At 47.8% G+C, this 18,744-nt stretch carries 16 protein-coding genes and 1 other annotated feature; of the genes, 5 read left to right on the top strand and 11 right to left on the bottom strand.

All coding sequences use genetic code 11. The features are described from left to right. Positions 1-176 precede the first annotated feature (176 nt). Positions 177-1,250: a calcium/proton exchanger gene (cax, locus tag PGL02S_RS08085; protein ID WP_006209201.1), complete on the top strand. Its 1,074-nt coding sequence runs from the start codon at positions 177-179 to the stop codon at positions 1,248-1,250. 123 nt (positions 1,251-1,373) lie between these two features. On the opposite strand, the gene PGL02S_RS08080 is transcribed toward cax, so the two are convergent. The 5 genes from PGL02S_RS08080 to PGL02S_RS08060 all read right to left on the bottom strand — a co-directional run bounded on the left by PGL02S_RS08080 (position 1,374) and on the right by PGL02S_RS08060 (position 6,316). After that, the gene (locus PGL02S_RS08080) at positions 1,374-1,661 is read right to left on the bottom strand and encodes a YlaN family protein (RefSeq protein WP_006209200.1); all 288 of its coding nucleotides are present in this window, start codon (positions 1,659-1,661) and stop codon (positions 1,374-1,376) included. A 150-nt stretch (positions 1,662-1,811) separates the two neighbouring features. After that, on the bottom strand, positions 1,812-2,054 hold the full coding sequence (locus PGL02S_RS08075; protein WP_006209199.1) for an HPr family phosphocarrier protein: 243 nt from the start codon (positions 2,052-2,054) through the stop codon (positions 1,812-1,814). Positions 2,055-2,149: 95 nt separating this feature from the next. Beyond that, positions 2,150-3,265, bottom strand: a complete 1,116-nt coding sequence (locus tag PGL02S_RS08070; RefSeq protein WP_036636549.1) for an aminopeptidase — start codon at positions 3,263-3,265, stop codon at positions 2,150-2,152. Positions 3,266-3,396: 131 nt separating this feature from the next. Further along, on the bottom strand, positions 3,397-4,224 hold the full coding sequence (locus PGL02S_RS08065) for a hypothetical protein (RefSeq protein WP_036636548.1): 828 nt from the start codon (positions 4,222-4,224) through the stop codon (positions 3,397-3,399). 100 nt (positions 4,225-4,324) lie between these two features. Beyond that, positions 4,325-6,316: a sensor domain-containing diguanylate cyclase gene (locus PGL02S_RS08060; protein WP_036636546.1), complete on the bottom strand. Its 1,992-nt coding sequence runs from the start codon at positions 6,314-6,316 to the stop codon at positions 4,325-4,327. 530 nt (positions 6,317-6,846) lie between these two features. Here PGL02S_RS08060 and rpsD point away from each other — a divergent pair. Next, positions 6,847-7,449: a 30S ribosomal protein S4 gene (gene rpsD, locus PGL02S_RS08055; protein ID WP_006209195.1), complete on the top strand. Its 603-nt coding sequence runs from the start codon at positions 6,847-6,849 to the stop codon at positions 7,447-7,449. Positions 7,450-7,603: 154 nt separating this feature from the next. Here the strand turns inward: rpsD and tyrS are convergent, their stop codons facing one another. Then, positions 7,604-8,857: a tyrosine--tRNA ligase gene (gene tyrS, locus PGL02S_RS08050; RefSeq protein ID WP_006209194.1), complete on the bottom strand. Its 1,254-nt coding sequence runs from the start codon at positions 8,855-8,857 to the stop codon at positions 7,604-7,606. Between the two features lie 52 nt (positions 8,858-8,909). Next, positions 8,910-9,187 (bottom strand) — a binding site (T-box leader). A 144-nt stretch (positions 9,188-9,331) separates the two neighbouring features. Between tyrS and PGL02S_RS08045 the strand changes: the two genes are divergently transcribed. Further along, positions 9,332-12,439 carry a penicillin-binding protein 1A gene (locus tag PGL02S_RS08045; RefSeq protein WP_036636545.1) on the top strand — a complete coding sequence of 1,036 codons (3,108 nt, stop codon included), beginning with the start codon at positions 9,332-9,334 and terminating at the stop codon, positions 12,437-12,439. 236 nt (positions 12,440-12,675) lie between these two features. Here the strand turns inward: PGL02S_RS08045 and acsA are convergent, their stop codons facing one another. Next, positions 12,676-14,400: an acetate--CoA ligase gene (acsA, locus tag PGL02S_RS08040; RefSeq protein ID WP_036636544.1), complete on the bottom strand. Its 1,725-nt coding sequence runs from the start codon at positions 14,398-14,400 to the stop codon at positions 12,676-12,678. A 285-nt stretch (positions 14,401-14,685) separates the two neighbouring features. Here acsA and PGL02S_RS08035 point away from each other — a divergent pair, with 285 nt between their 5' ends. After that, positions 14,686-15,318, top strand: a complete 633-nt coding sequence (locus tag PGL02S_RS08035) for a GNAT family N-acetyltransferase (protein WP_036636543.1) — start codon at positions 14,686-14,688, stop codon at positions 15,316-15,318. A gap of 112 nt (positions 15,319-15,430) precedes the next feature. Here PGL02S_RS08035 and PGL02S_RS08030 read toward each other — a convergent pair whose 3' ends face one another. The 4 genes from PGL02S_RS08030 to PGL02S_RS08015 all read right to left on the bottom strand — a co-directional run bounded on the left by PGL02S_RS08030 (position 15,431) and on the right by PGL02S_RS08015 (position 18,219). Beyond that, complete coding sequence (locus PGL02S_RS08030; RefSeq protein ID WP_036636542.1) at positions 15,431-16,132, bottom strand: 5'-methylthioadenosine/adenosylhomocysteine nucleosidase; 702 nt, start codon at positions 16,130-16,132, stop codon at positions 15,431-15,433. A 117-nt stretch (positions 16,133-16,249) separates the two neighbouring features. After that, entirely contained in the window at positions 16,250-17,260 is a 1,011-nt protein-coding gene (gene ccpA, locus PGL02S_RS08025; protein ID WP_006209191.1) for a catabolite control protein A, read from the bottom strand. 93 nt (positions 17,261-17,353) lie between these two features. Further along, entirely contained in the window at positions 17,354-17,701 is a 348-nt protein-coding gene (gene ytxJ, locus PGL02S_RS08020; RefSeq protein ID WP_036636541.1) for a bacillithiol system redox-active protein YtxJ, read from the bottom strand. A 95-nt stretch (positions 17,702-17,796) separates the two neighbouring features. Next, positions 17,797-18,219: a hypothetical protein gene (locus tag PGL02S_RS08015; protein WP_228029924.1), complete on the bottom strand. Its 423-nt coding sequence runs from the start codon at positions 18,217-18,219 to the stop codon at positions 17,797-17,799. A 305-nt stretch (positions 18,220-18,524) separates the two neighbouring features. Here PGL02S_RS08015 and PGL02S_RS08010 point away from each other — a divergent pair. Beyond that, positions 18,525-18,744: DJ-1/PfpI family protein (locus PGL02S_RS08010; protein WP_174806171.1), on the top strand; the 220-nt coding region annotated here is incomplete at its 3' end.

Here is an 18,744-nt window from a genome sequence, read left to right as displayed (position 1 = left end):
CTTCACCTCATTATCCGTTATTGTAAATGGTAACGGACCTAAAAAGCAAATGCTCACTTCGCAAAAGCCGGATAATTTTTCAAAAAAATTGGGTATATTGTAAAAAGTAATACGAGAATCGTCGTTTGGACTCGTATAGAACTTATCATTACATAAACTAAAGGTAGGTGCAGGTTATGAAAAAGTGGTTGAATCCCTCGCTTCTCATCTTTACCTTTCTGCTGAGCGCGCTTGGGCACTTTGCGAATTGGAATTTCACGCTCCAGTTTATTTTGTCTTCCATTTCGGTTATTTTTGTGGCCGGCTTTCTGGGCAGGGCAACCGAAAGTGTTGCGCATTACGCCGGTCAGCGGCTCGGGGGGTTCCTCAACGCCACCTTCGGAAATGCGGCGGAGCTGATCATCGCAATCCTTCTGATCAAAGAAGGTTTGTACGATATGGTCAAGGCAAGCATCACCGGCTCCATTATCGGCAACCTGCTGCTCGTGTTGGGTCTCAGCCTGTTTGCCGGAGGACTGAAGTTTAAAATCCAGAAATACAACGTGACGCTGGCGGGCCTGAATGGATCACTGATGACGCTGGCCATCATTGCGCTATTTGTCCCTGCAGTCTTTCTGAACACCCACTCCATTACGGAGGGACAAACCAAAACGCTCAGCCTCATTGTCGCGGGAATTCTAATTGTGGCTTACCTCGCATGGCTTGGGTTCTCGATGATCACGCATAAAAATTATTTAGCGGATGTCAGTGATGATCATCATCAGGATGCGCTGCCGCACGAGCACGGTCCCACCTGGTCCAAGAAACGCTCGATTCTGTTCCTTGTGGTTGCAACCGTCATGGTTGCGTTTGTAAGCGAATGGCTTGTCGGAGTGCTTGAGCCGATCAGCCATGAGTACGGTCTCAGTGAGCTTTTTATCGGGGCATTCCTTGTGGCCATTATCGGTAACGCGGCCGAGCACAGTGCAGCCATCATGCTCGCCATGAAGAACAAGATCGGTGCTGCGGTTGAAATTGCCGTTGGCAGCAGCCTGCAGATTGCCTTGTTTGTTGCTCCGGTGCTTGTCTTCATCAGTTTCTTTCTCGGCAATACAATGGATCTCGTGTTCACCACGCTCGAGCTGGTTGCAATCGGCGTCGCCGTATTCATTGCAAGGTCCATCACGCAGGATGGAGCCTCTAACTGGTATGAGGGCCTTCTGCTGATTGCTGTATATGTAATTTTAGGCGTCTCTTTCTTTATGGTATAGGCACAGCCACATAAGGGGAAGCCGCAGCCCCGGTATGAATGCAAGAAAAACCGCATGTCAAAAAACGCATGTCGTGTGGGCGCGACATGCGTTTCTCTATGTATGCGCCTGTACAAGTACAGGCTATTTGGATTGATTCATGGCTTCGTACAGGAGCGCCAGATTGCGTTCAAGCTTGCTGATCAGCTGCTTTCCCGTACTTTCCGGAAGAAGCCCGGCCCGCACCGCGAAATCAACCTCTTTTGAAAAACCGTACATTTGGGTATCCAGCACTTCCTCATAGAGAGGACAATAACGGGTCGCCAGATTCTCCATCTGTACTTCAATAAGCTTTAGGATTTTATCTGCATCTTCATGAAGAAGACTGATCGCTTTTAGATTCAGCTGTTCCTGTAAATCAGATGAAGTCATGATCTTCCCCCCTATGTCAAAAATCACAGCACAGTTACTATCTTTAATATTAGTCGAAATCGAATCTCAATACAAGGACCTGAATAAAATAGACCCCTGCTCTACGAAAAAACACCCTTCCATTGAATGGAAGGGTGTTTTTGGCGACTGTTATTCAGCCACGACGGATACATTCAAACCATGTTTGGTGAATACGTCGATCATTGCTTTTTTAGCTTCATCAGCATCTGGTCCGTGTACATGCAGTTCATAGCTTTGGCTGTTGACAAGCGTTGTGAACAGACCCAAGATGCTTTTCACATCGATGTACTTGTTCTCTGCCTGCAAAACGATAGAGGAAGAGAACTGGCTAGCGGTTTGTGAAATTTCCACGATAGATTGATTATTGGACATACGAATCCCTCCGTAACTTTAGGATCTGAATAAAGCTCATCACTGCACCTTCATGATACATTGAATCCGTTTTCTTATGCAACATTTTTTCCAATCTATTTAAGATTTTCCGGATTTAACGCTGCGAGTTCTGGAATCACAAATATACCATCCTTGCGAATCAGACGATCGTCAAAGTAGATTTCCCCGCCGCCGTACTCAGGCCGCTGGATTAAAACCAGATCCCAGTGAATGGAGGAGCGGTTGCCGTTGTCTGTTACATCATATGCTTGACCTGGCGTAAAATGCAGGCTTCCAGCGATTTTCTCATCGAACAGAATATCTTTCATCGGCGTCAAAATGTACGGATTAAAACCGATGGCAAACTCACCGATGTGTCTTGCACCCTCATCCGAATCCAAAATCTCGTTCAGACGCTTGGTGTCGCTGCCCGTTGCTTCTACGATTTTCCCGTTTTCAAAGCGGAATTTAATATTCTCGAAGGTTACCCCGTTATACAAAGTCGGCGTGTTGTAAGAGATGGTTCCATTAACAGAGTTGCGAACAGGAGCCGTGTACACTTCGCCGTCCGGAATATTTTTCTGACCGGAGCATTTTTCGGCACCGATGTTTTTGATCGAGAAGCTGAGTTCCGTACCGGGTCCGACAATACGAACCTTATCGGTGTTTCTCATCAGCTCGGCCAAAGGTTCCTGGGCACGGTCCATTTTGGAATAATCCAGATTGCAGACATCAAAGTAAAAATCCTCGAATGCCTCTGTGCTCGTGTTGGCAAGCTGCGCCATACTGGCGTTAGGATAGCGGAGAACTACCCATTTCGTACGCTTGACTCGCTCTTCGCTATGTACCGGGTGGGAATAAAGCGCATTGTACAGCTTCATATTCTCCTCAGGCACGTCAGCCATATCGTTGACGTTCTCGCCTGCACGTATGCCGATGTAACAATCCATTTGTTTCATACGCTCCAGGTCCAACTCGGCCCACAGCTCCAGCTGCTCCTTGTTGGCATTCTTCAGCATGGCGCGTTGAACCGTGCGGTCGGTCAACTGTACGAACGGACGGCCTCCTTGATTCCCGACCTCCTCAATGATCGCATTCAGCAAATCACGCTCCGATCCGATCATCTCGATGAGCACATTTTCTCCCGGCTGCATATCTACGGAATAATTCACGAGATTCTGAGCCAGTTTCTGAATTCTGGGATCACGCATATGTCTTATCCTCCTTGTGTTGACTGTTCCCTACTTCAATAATTGAACAGCGGTAAATTTATAGATTATTGTAGCATGGAAGCCGGCTTGCGTCAGCGCTCCACGTGAAAAATATTTTCACGTCACTTACGTCAATAGCCGGTAAATGTAACTTCAGACAAGAGCGTTTCCGTCCGAGTCTTGCCGTGGCTATCTATAAATGAAAGCTTTCGCTCCATCGTTAATTTGGCTGGAAGATGGTTTTTCTTGTTAATTGTCAAATGACTTACGGAAAGAGCATCCGCCTTCTGCAGCCTATTCCTCATCTCTTTATAATCTCTTTCCCACACGGTCTTCAGCTGTTTACGCACCTTGGGATTGTCGTTGTATAGCGGATCTCCTTTACGCTCAATCCGCTCTGCCAGCACCTTCATCTGTTCATCCAAGGAGCCATATGCCATCTCGGCTGCCGCTTCCGGGGACAATTCGATTCGAAGCACCTTCGTCCCTCTTGCCGCGCCGAGCTCTTGAGTCACCGTCTTCTCCGAATTACCCAAATACTCCAGCAATTCCAACGGATTGAGGCGGGTCATCCACATTTCGTCAGCTCCCTGTGATGAGAGTGTGCTCCACCTGCCTTGCTTGCGCTTAAGTGTCACTTTAAGCCCATCTGCTTTATATATCGAATCCGCCGGTCCCTTTTCTTGAAGCAGCTTCGCGGCCTCGCCTTTTGACGATAACGTTAAATCCTTGTGATGCTGCAAATGCCCTTCAAATGCCATACTTTGCTGAAACGGACCATTCTCCTCGCTCCGAATCGCCGCCTCCCCTTTAAATGAGAAATTGTCGATGCCAGACAGTCCCGAAAGGGCACGATTGAACGATTCTTCGGCGGACAGCTGTTCCTGCCAGGCACATCCCGTTAAGCAGCTTATGAGCAAAATCATTCCGATGAGTGTCCATAATTTCCTCATTCTCATAATCATCAGCCTCTCGTTGATCTTGCTCTTAGGCTATCCGCGGCTCATGACATTATTCAGATTACAAAAAAAACCCTGCAGCCACTCAGCTGCAGAGTTGTTAGTCCAAAGCAATCTCGGCTCCCGCCCTCTCCACGACGATCCGGTTGCGCCCGCTATTCTTCGCTTCGTACAGCGCCATATCCGCTCGATAGAAGAGCGATTCCACACTGATCTTGTCGTTGGTCCAGTTCCACTCGGAAACGCCGCAGGAAACCGTGACTCTCGGATCGGTCTCCTCCGCCACCCTTAAACGAATACGCTCAGCTACCTGCACTGCCTGTTGAATGCCGAGTCCAGGCAAATACACCGCCAGTTCCTCGCCTCCCCAACGGGCAGGAATATCGCTATGTCGAATGGTACTTTTCACAATGCTGCTGACCTGCTTCAGGATCTTGTCGCCTCTCTGATGGCCAAACGTATCGTTGACCAGCTTGAACTCATCGATATCCACAACAATCAGAGAACCGCAAAAATCTCGGTTTTGACATTCATGAATCATCTCATCAAGATAATGTCTTGCATACAGTTCAGTCAGCATATCCCGATTCGCCATTCGTCGCACCTCGGCATGCAAAAAGGCATTCCCGATTGCCAGACCGATATGGCTTGTAAGCGCTTGAAGCAGACGATAGCTGTCATATGAGAAATAATGCCGCTTCGCGTGTGTTAAGAGAACCACGCCCCGAACCTCGCCGTTAACCGTCAGCGGAGTTGCAATCATCGAGCTTGAATTCGTGCTGTCCATCAGTCTCGACTCCGCCGGACGTTCTTCATGATAATCCGACAGAATGAGCGGCTCCTTCGAATGATAGACCAGACCGCCCAGACCGTAATCCTTCTCAAAGACCTCCTTCGCCAGCCACTCGGCGTTGCAGGACACCACTTCAAGGCCGCCAAGCTCCTCGTTGTATATCAGAATGCAGCAATAATCCGCCTCTAGGATTTTGAGCAACTCATGGTTGGCAAATTGGAATATTTCCGCCAAATGCAAACTTTTGTTCAGGCGCTGCGTCAGCTCATTAATCATACGGAGCTCGTGGATCATCAGGTTGGACTGCTCGTACAGCTTGGCATTCTCAAACGCTGTACCCGCCGCATCGGCCATCATGCCGAGCAATTCCAAATCCATGTCCGGCAGTTCGGATTTGTCCACTTCCACGTGAAGCACGCCGTAAACTCCTTGCTTGCCCCCCATTGGAATCCCGATCTCCACTATAGGATGAGGAGGCTCATGTTCACGGATCGTCAAGGTGCCTTCCATAAATGTTCGGACGTAGACCTCCTCCTGCCAGTGATGGAGAAGCAAGGGACGCACCAGCGGATGCCCGCTTTCATGATCCTGGGACATAAACAATTCGACTTTCGCCCTAGGATACAGAGCCAGGACACTATCAATGGCCTCAATAAGCACGTTGTCCACATTAATCTGAACATGCATCCGCTTTACATACTGAAATAAAATGGAACGGCGATGAACTTCGCGCTCCGCCTGGGAATGAACTTTCTCCAGATCATCAGCAAATATGTATTCGAGCTGGCGATAGAAGCAGGAGCGAAACAACAAGGCATGACTCTCTGCCAGCATAAGCGATTGCTCCTGTTCCATGGCATCTGTAGAGACGCAGACCAGCACCCCAAACAAATCGCCATGAACACGGGTGAACAGCGGAACAGAGCATAGCACTCTCCCCTCAAACGACTCCTTACCCATACCTGCCGCGGCTTCTTTAGCAATCATAGTATGCGATAGCGTATCGTCTTCGCTCGCATAAAGGTATTCTCTTATTTCAGGTGCCCCTGTCAGCCAAGTCCCCTCATGAGATAGAAGGGCCCAGCTGAATTTCTTCATCGCTTGTGTGCCTGCACTTTCTCTCTGCCACTCCATATAGCTGTCTGTTATGAGAGGCTGAAGGTAAGGGAAATCATGGGGTGTAATATCCAAGCCCTGAAGCCAAAGACAAGGCTCATTTCCCGGAATAGGCCCGGAATCATTGAACATGACCACAGAACCGGGAGAGCTTTCGTACACTTTCCGTTGTTCTTCTGACATATTGGGCGCTCCTTTGCACCATTATAAAAGGCCTATCCAAGACTGGCGTTCCGATTCATAATGTAAGGATCCATTAGTGCTGCCGCTTTTAGATTGCGGTAACCCAGCTGTTCAACATGTTGGGGAGTATAATCACCGAAAACGTTCCGTTATGTAACTAGATAAATGCGACTACTTAATTCACTAATATCTTACTCTTTTCTACCCATTTTTGCATTAAAATTTATGCGTTTTTCACAATATTTTTAGGTCCATGGTCCTATCGACAAATTTAGACAAAAAACAAGAAATGGTAAGTTACAGGTTGAACTTGACTTTATATCATTACTTCATATAATATTTATTGTTGAGTAAGAATGCAATGCATTCGATGAATTTGGGCGGGTTGTGTCACCCTCACGTTATTTGTTACTGACAGGACAGCGGCTGAACTTTCCTGACAGATCTTCCGGAAATCACGGGTTAGAGTAAACAAATACGGCGCAAATAGAGCCCTAATGAAACTTTAATTAAAAAGGAGTCTATATAACATGGCACGTTACACCGGTCCTAAATTTAAATTAAGCCGTCGTCTGGGAATCTCCCTGAGCGGTACAGGTAAAGAATTGGCAAAACGCCCTTTCCCTCCAGGTCAGCATGGTCCTAACCAACGGAGAAAAGTAAGCAACTACGGTATGCAGCTTCAAGAAAAGCAAAAGCTGCGTCACATGTACGGCTTGGGCGAGAAGCAATTTAAAACCCTGTTTAACAAAGCAACTAGCATGAAAGGTATTGCTGGTGAGAACTTCATGTTCCTGCTTGAGAGCCGTCTGGACAACCTGGTTTACCGTCTTGGCTTCAGCAACAGCCGCGCAGGCGCTCGTCAATTGGTTGCTCACGGTCACGTGACTGTGAACGGCAAGAAAGTCGATATCGCTTCTTACGCTGTAAGCACAGGCGATGTTATCGGTCTTCGTGAAAGAAGCCGCAGCCTCTCTTCCATTAAGGAAGCTTTGGCTAACCGTGTACATCTTCCAGCTTACATCGAGCTTGATGAAGCTTCAATGGAAGGAAAGTACATCCGTCTTCCAGAGCGTTCCGAACTTTCCCAAGATATCGACGAGAAACAAATCGTCGAGTTCTACAACCGTTAAGATTAACGCAGAACTCAAAAAACCTGAAGGCTCCTGCCTTCAGGTTTTTTTATGCCTAAATACGGACCCTCTTGATTCATCCGATACCCAACAGAGTGTAAAACCGTCTTGTGTCTTTTCTCTCTGTGATCACGTACTTTACTGTGCCTTTGTTTTAAGAAAGCTTTAATCTGGCAAATTTACGTTTGCCCACCTGAATAATATCGCCATCTTGAGGAGTGATTTCACCATAGATGTCAGTCCATTTCTCTTCATTCCATTTTACAGCGCCCTGCTGGATTGACCGCCTGGCCTCAGCGTTCGAAGCCGCAAAGCCAAGTTGCGTAAGCAGCTTGATCAAACCAATCTTGCCGTTCTCCAGTGTCTCTTCGGCTACAACGAAATCCTCAATCTCTTCAGGCAGAGCATGCTGCTGGAAGACGGTTACAAAATGCTGCTGGGCAGCATCCGCTGCTTCCATTCCATGATACATACGTACCAAAGTGTGCGCCAGCCCCATTTTGGCATCCCGAGGATGTACACTTCCGTCCTGTAGCCCTGTCTCCAGCTTGTTCAAATCCTCGCTTCTTGCATCGGTAGCCAGCCTATAGTATTTCAGCATGAGCTCATCCGGAACGGACATGGTTTTGCCATAAATTTCGTTAGGTTCTTCATCGATTCCGATGTAATTGCCCAGGCTTTTACTCATCTTCTGCACGCCGTCAAGTCCTTCGATAATCGGCATTGTGATCGCAACCTGCGCCTCTGTGCCATACTCCTTCTGCAAAGTACGCCCCATCAGCAGGTTGAACTTTTGATCTGTACCGCCAAGCTCTACATCGGTCTTAAGCGCAACGGAATCCATTCCTTGCATCAGCGGGTAAAAAAACTCGTGAATACTGATCGGCAGCCCGTTTTGGTAACGTTTAGTGAAATCATCACGCTCCAGCATACGTGCAACGGTTACCTTTGCCGACAAACTGACAACTTCTGCAAAAGTCATCGGTGCGAGCCACTCGGAATTGTAGTATATCTTTGTTTTATCAGGGTTCAGCACTTTGTAAATTTGTTTTTTGTACGTTTCCGCATGATGCTTCACTTCTTCTTCCGACAACTGCTTACGCGTTTCGGATTTACCGGTTGGATCCCCGATTCGGCCGGTAAAGTCGCCAATGATGAGTTGCACCTGATGACCAAGCTCCTGAAACTGGCGCAGTTTCTGCAGCACGACGGTATGGCCTACGTGAAGATCCGGCGCAGACGGGTCCATTCCCAGCTTCACACGCAGCGGCTCGCCGGTTACGACCGATAGCATCACCTTATATTTCATCTCATCTTCCGGAACGATCTCCACGGCCCCACGGGAGATGACCTCCATCTGACGCTCTACCTCCTGCCGCTGTACCATTGACAATAGTTCCCACTTCATGTTTCAGCACGCCTCCTCTCTATTATGAAACGCAAAAAAGCCCCTTCTCATCCCAAGGGACGAGAAGGAGCGCTCGCGTTACCACCCTAATTAAAACCCGTCTTCACACAAAACCTTCGCGCAAAAAAACGGATTTTCACTTCATTACCATAACGGAATTGTCATCCCGGAACCGGACTACACAGCAGCTGTGCACCAAATACGCAGCTCTTATTCCCCCGGACAGCTCTGGACGGTAATTCAAAGGGGTATCGTTATCGGTTTGCACCAGCCACCGACTCTCTGAAACGATAGGATCCGCCTTCTACTGGAGTCCTTCAACGCTTTTTTCGATATGAACTTTGCATTATTTGTAACATAGGCTTTGCGAAAAAGTCAAACTTCCTCAAAAAAGGACACGCTATACGTGTACACATGATTCAAAACCTTCGATTTATGCTATAATAGGTGCGTTAAAAGGAGGAGTATACATTCATGGTTGAGGAGAAAAAACAGGAGCCTGAGAAACAGAAAAAACCGCGCAAACGGTCCTTTCTGCGGGTTTTCGGATCCGTTATCGGATGGCTCTTTGTGGTAGGTCTGATGGGCGCTTTGTTCGCCGGAGGAGCCGTAGCCGGCTATGTAACCTCTATCGTTGAGAATGAGCCAGTAAGATCAAGAGCGCTCATCGAGAACACGATGAACGATAATGCCATAACCGGCTTCGCCTACTTCGCGGATGGCTCACCGATAGGACAGCTTAGAACCGAAGAAGACAGACGACCGGTGGAGTTCAAGGAGCTCCCCCAGCTTGTTAAAGATGCCGTCGTATCTATAGAAGACAACCGGTTTTATACACATAAGGGTGTTGACATAAAAGGTACAGCTCGCGCCGTAAAGGAACGTGTGCTGAATGAGCCGGTCCAAACCGGCGGCAGTACCTTGACACAGCAGCTCGCCAGGCTAACTTTCCTAAGTCGCGATAAAACCGACAACCGCAAGGTTAAGGAAATGCTGCTGGCCATGCGTATGGAACGTTTTTTAAGTAAAGATCAAATTCTAACAGCTTACTTGAACAAGGTTCCTTACGGTAACGGCTCAAGCGGATACCAGTTGTTCGGCATCAAGGCCGCCGCTCGAGGGATATTCAACATCAACAATCTGAATGACCTGAACGTTGCTCAAGCAGCATATTTGGCAGGTCTTCCGCAGCTTCCATCCTCCTACTCTGCCTTCAACGGCAAGGGAGAATTTGATGAGAAGGCATTCAACCGCGCGGTGAACCGCCAGCACCGGGTACTGGCGAGCATGCTCGAGGAAGGCAAGATAACCCAAGCTCAATATGAAGAGGCTAAAGCATTTGATATCAAACAATCACTTGCCCCTCGCACGCAGAAGGCTTATGTGACTTATCCTTATCTCATGATGGAAGTAGAACGCCAAGCATCGAATATTCTGATGAAACTGGGTCAGGAAGCGGATGAGAACGCAAAAGGCGCCCAAGGGAACTCAGAGCTTATGGATGCTTCCAGAACTCAGCTGAGTACTGGCGGTTACCGTGTTTACACAACGATTGACCGTACATTGTACAAAACGATGCGCACCATTGCGGAGGATGATAGCAACTATCTCCCTGACAGCGCGGAAAAAGGAATGGAACAGACCTCCGCCATGATGATTGACAACAAAACCGGCGCCATTCTCGGTATGATCGAGGGCAGGGATTTCAACACCGAACAAATGAACTATGCTACGCAAATGAAACGACAACCTGGATCTGCCATGAAACCTATTGCCGCCTATTTACCGGCACTGGATTCAGGGGCACTCCAGCCTGCGAGCGTAGTCGATGATTCACCCATCATATTAAAAGACTACAGCAAGGTGTACCACATCCCTAAAAACTCGTACACCGGGTACAGAGGATTGATGACAGCCAGGCAGGCACTCAACGATTCGACCAATACGGTGGCACTCAAACTGTTTAACAACACGGTCGGCATTGAAAAGGCTTGGGAGTTTTCCAAGAAGCTGGGCATCACTACCTTGGAGGAAGACGATTATAATGCTTCAACCGGTGTACTGGGGGGATTGCATTACGGAGTAACGGTAGAAGAGCTTACCAATGCTTACAGCGCCATCGGTAACCAGGGTAAATTCACCGATGCATTCATGATTGAAAAAATCGTGGATTCCAAAGGAAAAATCGTCTACAAGCACGATGTAAAGCCGGAACAGGTATTCTCCGAGCAGACAGCGTATCTCATGACGGATATGCTTCGAACCGTTATTACGAACGGTACAGGCAGCAAGGTTAGAGACAATTACAAGAAATTTAATGAAGTTCCGGTTGTCGGTAAAACGGGCTCCACCCAGAATTACGGGGATGTCTGGTTTATGGGTTATTCGCCTGACATTACACTCGGAGTATGGGTCGGATACAAGGAGCAAAAAAACACTCTGGTTGGCGATCAGCGCAAGCACGCCCAAGCCATTTGGGCAAGAATCATGAACGAAGTGACAGACGTCAAACCGGACCTGTTCCCTACCAAAACGTTCGAGAAACCGGAAGGCATTATCTCCAAAACAGTCTCCGCATACAGCGGTAAAATACCGACGGCATTAACGGACAAATTCGTAACGGATCTGTTCAATGCGAAGTTTGTACCTACTGAAAGCGATGACGGTGTCGCAAAGGCGAAATATATCACTTACCGGGGTGTAAATTACATTCCGCAGGAAGCAACGCCGCTTGATATGCTCAGGGAGCAAATCGTAATCAAGCGAGAGAAACCGCTTGATGAATTGATTGTTGAGCTGCAGAATGCCCTGAAAGTCATGAAAGGAGATAAGCGACCTCTAGAATCTTATCTTCCACAAGACGCAAAGAAAGGCATGCCAAGCAAGGTCGACCCAAGAACCGATGATGGCAAAGCCCCTACTCCACCGAAAAATGTACATTATTCGATGGGCAGCGGCTCGATAAGCTTTAATGCCAGCGGATCGCCTGACGTTGTCGGATACCGACTCTTTAAATCCATTAACGGCAGTCCGTATACGCATCAAGGTCAGGTTATCCTTGGCGACGAAAGCCTTGTCTTCTCAGGCCTTGGGGCTAACGGCATGTTTGCCACGTATTATGTTGTAGCCGTTGATGTAGCCGGGAAAACATCCGAGCCAAGTGCAATTGTGGGGGGTACCACACCAGGATTCCCTCTTCCAGGCGAAACTGGAACGAATCCTGATGATACCATCGACAATCCGGATGACGGGATCACGGAGGAAGATCCCAATATCGATCCTGGACTCGGGAATGAAGGTGCTTCAACCGTACCGACTGCACCGGGTCAGCCGACCCTGGTGGCTACTCCTGAGGGCTTCTCGGCCAGCTGGAGCGGCAATGCTCCAGAGGAAGAGGTAATGGTCTACAACATTTACATCAGTCCAAATAGCGACGGCAACTACCAAATTCTTGGCTCTAGCAAGAGTACGGAGTTCTACTATTCCTCTGGTGGTCCGATAGGCGGTACCTATAGAATTACTGCTGTGAATCCGATCGGTGAATCCCCGGCTTCACCGGCCGTATATTTTGAGAAGAAATAGTTGCGTTAAATAGAAAGCCAGTCCCTCTTACAGATTACCTGTTCGAGGGGCTGGCTTTTTTGTTAGAATCAGTTCATCGTATCTTCTCTGAACACAGAACGCATATAACAGAAGTTACTACTTGCTGGATCAGGTTGACGGGCCTCTATAAGTTTATGCTTCCTTATCTCTTAAAAAGGCTGAGAACGAGCATGGTCGAAACCGTGCTCATTCTCAGCCCTGCATCGATTCTTAGTTTAATCTTCAATCGTGGACAGATCACCTGTAGGAAGATCCAGCTCCCACGCTTTCAGTACGCGGCGCATAATCTTACCGGAACGTGTCTTCGGAAGTTTATCCTTAAACTCAATTTCCCGTGGGGCTGCGTGAGCAGATAATCCTTCCTTCACAAAACGGTAAATTTCATCCTTGAGCTCCTGAGAAGGAGTATATCCTTCACGCAAGGAGATAAAGGCCTTGATGATCTCGCCTCTGGTAACGTCAGGCTTACCGATAACGCCTGCTTCGGCAACAGCCGGATGCTCAACCAGTTTGCTCTCTACCTCGAACGGTCCAATCCGCTCGCCTGACGAATTGATAACATCGTCGATTCTGCCCTGGAACCAGAAGTATCCTTCTTCATCCATATACGCCGAGTCACCTGAAATGTACCAGCCTGGAATTCGGAAATATTCTTCATACTTCGCTTCGTTATTCCAGATTCCTCTCATCATGGACGGCCATGGAGTCTTAATTGCCAGATTCCCCATCGTGTACGGAGCTACTTCTCGCCCTTGATCATCCAGGATCGCGGCCGTAATGCCTGGCAGCGGGCGTCCCATGGATCCTGGCTTGATTGCCATGCCCGGATAGTTACAGATCAGCTGACCGCCAGTTTCTGTCATCCACCACGTATCATGAATACGCTGGTGATAAGCCTTGTGACCCCAACGGACAACCTCGGGGTTAAGCGGCTCGCCGACGGACAACACGTGGCGCACATTGCTCAAATCATACTGGTCGATAAGCTCCGAGCCTGCACCCATCAACATGCGGAATGCAGTCGGGGCGCTGTACCATACCGTCACTTTATTGTTTACAAGCGTGCTGTACCAATCCTGCGGACTGAAACGGCCACCACGGACAACATTCGTAACCCCGTTCAACCAAGGCGCAAAAATACCGTACGAAGTACCCGTTACCCAGCCCGGATCCGCCGTGCACCAATATATATCATCTTCCCTTAAGTCCAAAACAACCTTGCCGGTATAATAATGCTGAATCATCGCATTCTGCACATGATAGACGCCCTTCGGTTTCCCGGTAGAGCCTGATGTATAGTGCATGATCAATCCATCTTCCCGCTCAAGCCATTCAAGCTCCAGATCACTGGATGCAGCTTCTACTTCTTCGAAGTAACTTACTAGCCGCGGATCCTCTTCCTCCAGTTCACCAACAACAAAAATATGCTTCAGCTCAGGCAACTCGTCTCGCTTTACACGCGACAACAATGCAGGCGTAGTGATCAGCGCAACAGCTCCGCTGTCCTCCAAACGGTCCTTCACCGCCGTCTCCATGAATGCTTCAAACAGGGGTCCAACCACAGCGCCGACTTTCAAAATCCCCAACAGTCCTGCATAGAGTTCGGGACCACGCGGCATAAAGATAAAGACCCGATCTCCTTTGCCGACACCATACTTGCGCAGCACGTTGCCGAATTTGTCGGATTGCTCTTTCAATTGTGCATAAGTAAGAGATTCCTCGCGTGAAGCATCGCTATACAAGAGAGCAACTTTGTCTCCTCGTCCCTCCGCTACATGCCGGTCAATAGCCTCATACGCCATATTCACTTTACCCGACTCATACCAAGTAAAATGTCTCTCGATTTCGTCCCATGAAAACTCGGAGCGTGCCTGCTCGTAACTCTTCATATTGGAATGTGAAACTTCACTTGGCAATATTTCGCTATGCGTTTGATTCATGATAACATCCTCCTCATTCTCATATCGTCTCCTCATAGTGGACAGCGCTTACAAAATGATTGAATGAAACATACGATTTACACATTGCGGTGGGCCGTCATGTTGTCACAGTCATCGAGTAATGAAGCCCTAGATTTCGCAAGGAAACATATCGTTAAGTACGATATAATTGTGAAGGTTTTATGTCGAAAAGATTATATCATAGCTGTTGTTTGCCTGTCATTGCTTTTCATTTTTTTATTTTTTTGCTATAAGTAGGGTATGGAATTGAAAGGAGCGTAACGGATGGAACACTGCAAGGTATACCAGTCTCATGTTTTGTTCCCTGAAGACCGCCGCCTGATCATCGAAGGCCCTGTACCTCCCGAGCAACTATCCGAACTAACCATGCACCCTGATCTCAAGGCTTTTCGTCGTCCTGGTGAGCAGCATGAAGCTTTGGTGGAAATTGCAGGCCTGCCCGAAGGCAGAATTATCATCACGAGAGACCGCAACATGATCGTAGGATATGTAACTTTTCATTACCCGGATGAGCAGGAACGCTGGTCTGAGGGCAATATGAAAGATTTAATTGAGCTGGGTGCTATTGAAGTAGCGAACGACTACCGTTCGCTGGGACTTGGGCAGCAGATGATTAAGACTGCCTTTCAAGACGGACAGATGGAGCAGTACATCGTCTTCACCACAGAATATTACTGGCATTGGGACCTCAAGGGAAGCGGCCTTAACGTATGGGATTACCGCAAAATGATGGAGCGATTAATGAAAGTGGTCGATATGGAATGGTATGCTACCGATGATCCGGAGATTTGTTCCCACCCGGCCAACTGTCTGATGGTCAAAATCGGGCGACATGTGCCGCTATCATCGCAAGAGCAATTCGACCGCATCCGGTTCAGACAGCGATTCATGTATTAATCGATAGAATATAAACAAACTCCCCGGATTCCCCGGGGAGTTTGTTTATATTGTCCTGCACTACGCTACGATATGCAAGACTATGATAGTTTCGCTTTATACTATTTCGTTGCTAGAGTCTGCCCAGCATATAATTCACGATTTCGTGAGAGCGCCTGGAAGCTTTCACTGTAAACTCGGGGAAATTGACATGCGCCGAACCGTCTGCCTTGTCCGACATGGATCTGATCACGACATAAGGCACGCGGTTCATATAGCATACCTGCGCAACGGCAGAGCCCTCCATTTCCGCGCAAGCTCCGTTTAGATCCTCGTAGAGAGTCTGGACGGTTTCACGGCTGGCAATGAACTGGTCACCGGACAGTACCTTACCGATCACATAGTGATCAACAGACAACTCTTTGCAAGCTTCTTCTGCGAGCTCGATCAAGGATTGATCCGCAGGAAAATCAGATACCTCCTGATAAGGAATCATGCCACGGGCAAATCCTAACGGGGTCACATCCATATCATGCTGCATACATGAAGAGGAAATGACAATATCGCCGATATTCAGATCCGGATGCAGCGCACCTGCAACACCCGTAAACAATATTTTCGAAACGCCAAAGGAGTCAATCAAAATTTGCGTGGTGACAGCAGCATTAACCTTGCCCACCCCGCTCTTGCAAACCACAACCTGTTTGCCGTGAAGCGTTCCCGAAGCATAAGTAACCCCTGCTTTAACCGTCGTCACTTTATTCTCCAATTGACCAAGCAGCAGCTCCACTTCTTCGTCCATGGCCCCAATGAGGCCGATTACCTGTGTTGTCATACTTCGTCCCTCCTGTTCAAAAGCGCATAAAGATTTCCACCAGAAAAAAGCCCCTTAAAACCAGGAGCTTTCTTCAGATTAATTCGGTGTTAATTTTAAAGCTTTGGTACTCTCTTCTTACTCGTTCACATGGCTAACCGACAGACGAAGAATCGTTTCATGCGGCAGAATCACGCGAGGATTCTCCACGTTCTCTTTCTTCATCAGCTTGGTAAGCAGACGCATCGCCACTGCACCAAGATCATACATCGGTTGAGCTACGGTTGTCAGCTGCGGACGAACCATCGAAGCCATCCGGATATTATCTACACTGATAATCGAGAAATCATCCGGTACCTTATAACCTTCATCCTGAATGCTGTGAATGGCACCAATCGCCATCTCATCGGTAGCGGCAAAAATCGCTGTTGGTTTCTTCTTGAGTCCCAGGAAGTATTTCATAGCTTCAACACCGGACTCATAGCGGTAGTTCCCGATCCGCACCAGATCCTCTTGATATTCGATGCCTGCAGCCTCAAGCGCCTTTTTGTAGCCTTGAAAACGGGCATAACCGTTAGCCGGATCCTGCAATGTACCGCTGATCATAGCGATCTCGCGATGTCCATGCCGAACCAATGTGCTAACCGCATCAAATGCCGCCTGCTCATGATCAATATCGACTGAAGGATACGAACCTCTCTCATCGCTTGTCGCACACAGAACAATCGGCACAGCCGATGTCTGGAATGCCTGGATGTGCTCGTCCGTCACAGTCCCGCCCATAAACAGCAGGCCATCCACTTGCTTCTCCAGCAATGTGTTGATTACGCGGATTTCTTTTTCCTTCCGCTTGTCGGCATTACACAAAATTATATTATAGTGGTACATGTTAGCAATATCCTCAATACCACGGGCAATTTCCGCAAATATCGAGTTCGAAATGTCCGGGATCACAACGCCGACGGTTGTGGTCTTCTTGCTGGCCAGACCTCTGGCTACCGCATTCGGACGATACCCTAAACGTTCAATCGCTTCGTATACTTTTTTCCGGGTCTGAGGCTTAACGTTCGGGTTATTGTTTACAACCCGGGATACCGTCGCCATGGAAACGCCTGCTTCGCGCGCAACATCGTAAATGGTTACCGTCAAATTCCTTCTCTCCATTGCCAATAGATTTTCATTCGTTCAATACCAATTGAATTTATGATACGACAAATTACTGCTTTGTGCAACGACACGGCACTAGATGCCGTCCAATTGAGTTTTCAGCGCTTCAGCCGTAATATGAAAATGGGATGTATGCCAGACTGGCGCTCCTTCTTTTACAAGAATAACTTGTGGCGATTCGTGTACAGTGCTCAGAGTTTCCGCAGCCTGAGTCGATATCGGTCGGTCAGCAATGACGTCGATCCATACATAGTCAATCTGCTCGTTCGGCCGGTACTGGAGGTAAGCCTGGACTTCCTTATAAGCTCTGGCACTGATTGGGCATCTGGTACTATGTTTGAACAACAGCAAGGGCTTCTGTTCCGAAGATTCAAGCGTGTTGCGTAACTCCTCGATAGTAGTCATTTTCGTCAACGTCGCCATAGGATATACATCCCCTTCATTGTATTGAAGTTCCTATCCTCTATCCTAACAAAAAGTGCGTGAAAAATCCAACAACCGCGAAAATTTTCTGAAAATTATCTTGAATAATGACCGGAGTTTTCAGGAATGAGGGATTTTATGGCGCTTAACTGCTCAAGTCTCCCCTCCATTTGTCTCATCCAGTCATCATCGCCCATGTTCTGGGCATACCGAAACAGATCCAACAGCATGTTAATTCGGTCATCAAAAGCTTCCATGCAGCGTGACTGCAATTCTACCATAGAATCATCAACGTATGTACGGAACACTTCTCGTAGAACATAGGCTGACTCATTGACATCTGCAAACGAGACGCTTATTCGCCTGCTCTCATTGCTAATCGATGCGAGATAGCGAAGTAAATCCGGTTTAATAAGAGGTAGAAGCTCATACTTCTTGCAAGCCTGACAGGCATAAACAGGAACATGACATATTCGAGTTTTTCTTTCATGAATCAGCTTTCTTAGTTCTAACTTCATAAATTGTCCGCAGTTGCAGGTTTTGAACAAATTGCCCACCCCAAATCCTATCGCGTAATCTAAAACCAAAAGTCCCTTGTCACAAATCTGTCACCTAAACTAGTTCTATTCGACTATCATACCAAAGAATCCTGCTAATTTGTGATAATGCTTTATTTACCAAATATGTTTCCAAATGTCCATTTCCGGGTCATTCCTATGAAACGCCCCACTATCTTTGTTACAATATATACAGACTCAAGAGATGTAATCAGTCGTAATACGGATAGATCAAAACATTCGCGGAGAAAGGAGTCTGTTATAACATGAGACTGACAGGAAAAAAAGTTATAGCGCTTGTAGACGAGGAATTTGAGGATCTGGAATTGTGGTACCCCGTATACCGGGTCCGTGAAGAGGGGGCGGAGGTCCATCTTGCCGGGCTTGAAAAAGGAAAAACGTACACCGGCAAATATGGTGTTCCGGCTCAGGCCGAGTATGCATTCGAAGAGCTGAACAGCAAGGACTATGACGGGATTCTCGTCC

The sequence above is a fragment of the Paenibacillus glucanolyticus NBRC 15330 genome (genome assembly GCF_004000885.1).
GTDB lineage: Bacteria > Bacillota > Bacilli > Paenibacillales > Paenibacillaceae > Paenibacillus_AQ > Paenibacillus_AQ glucanolyticus.
Note: the sequence above shows the minus strand (reverse complement) of the source record. Positions and strands in the feature narration are given on the sequence as shown.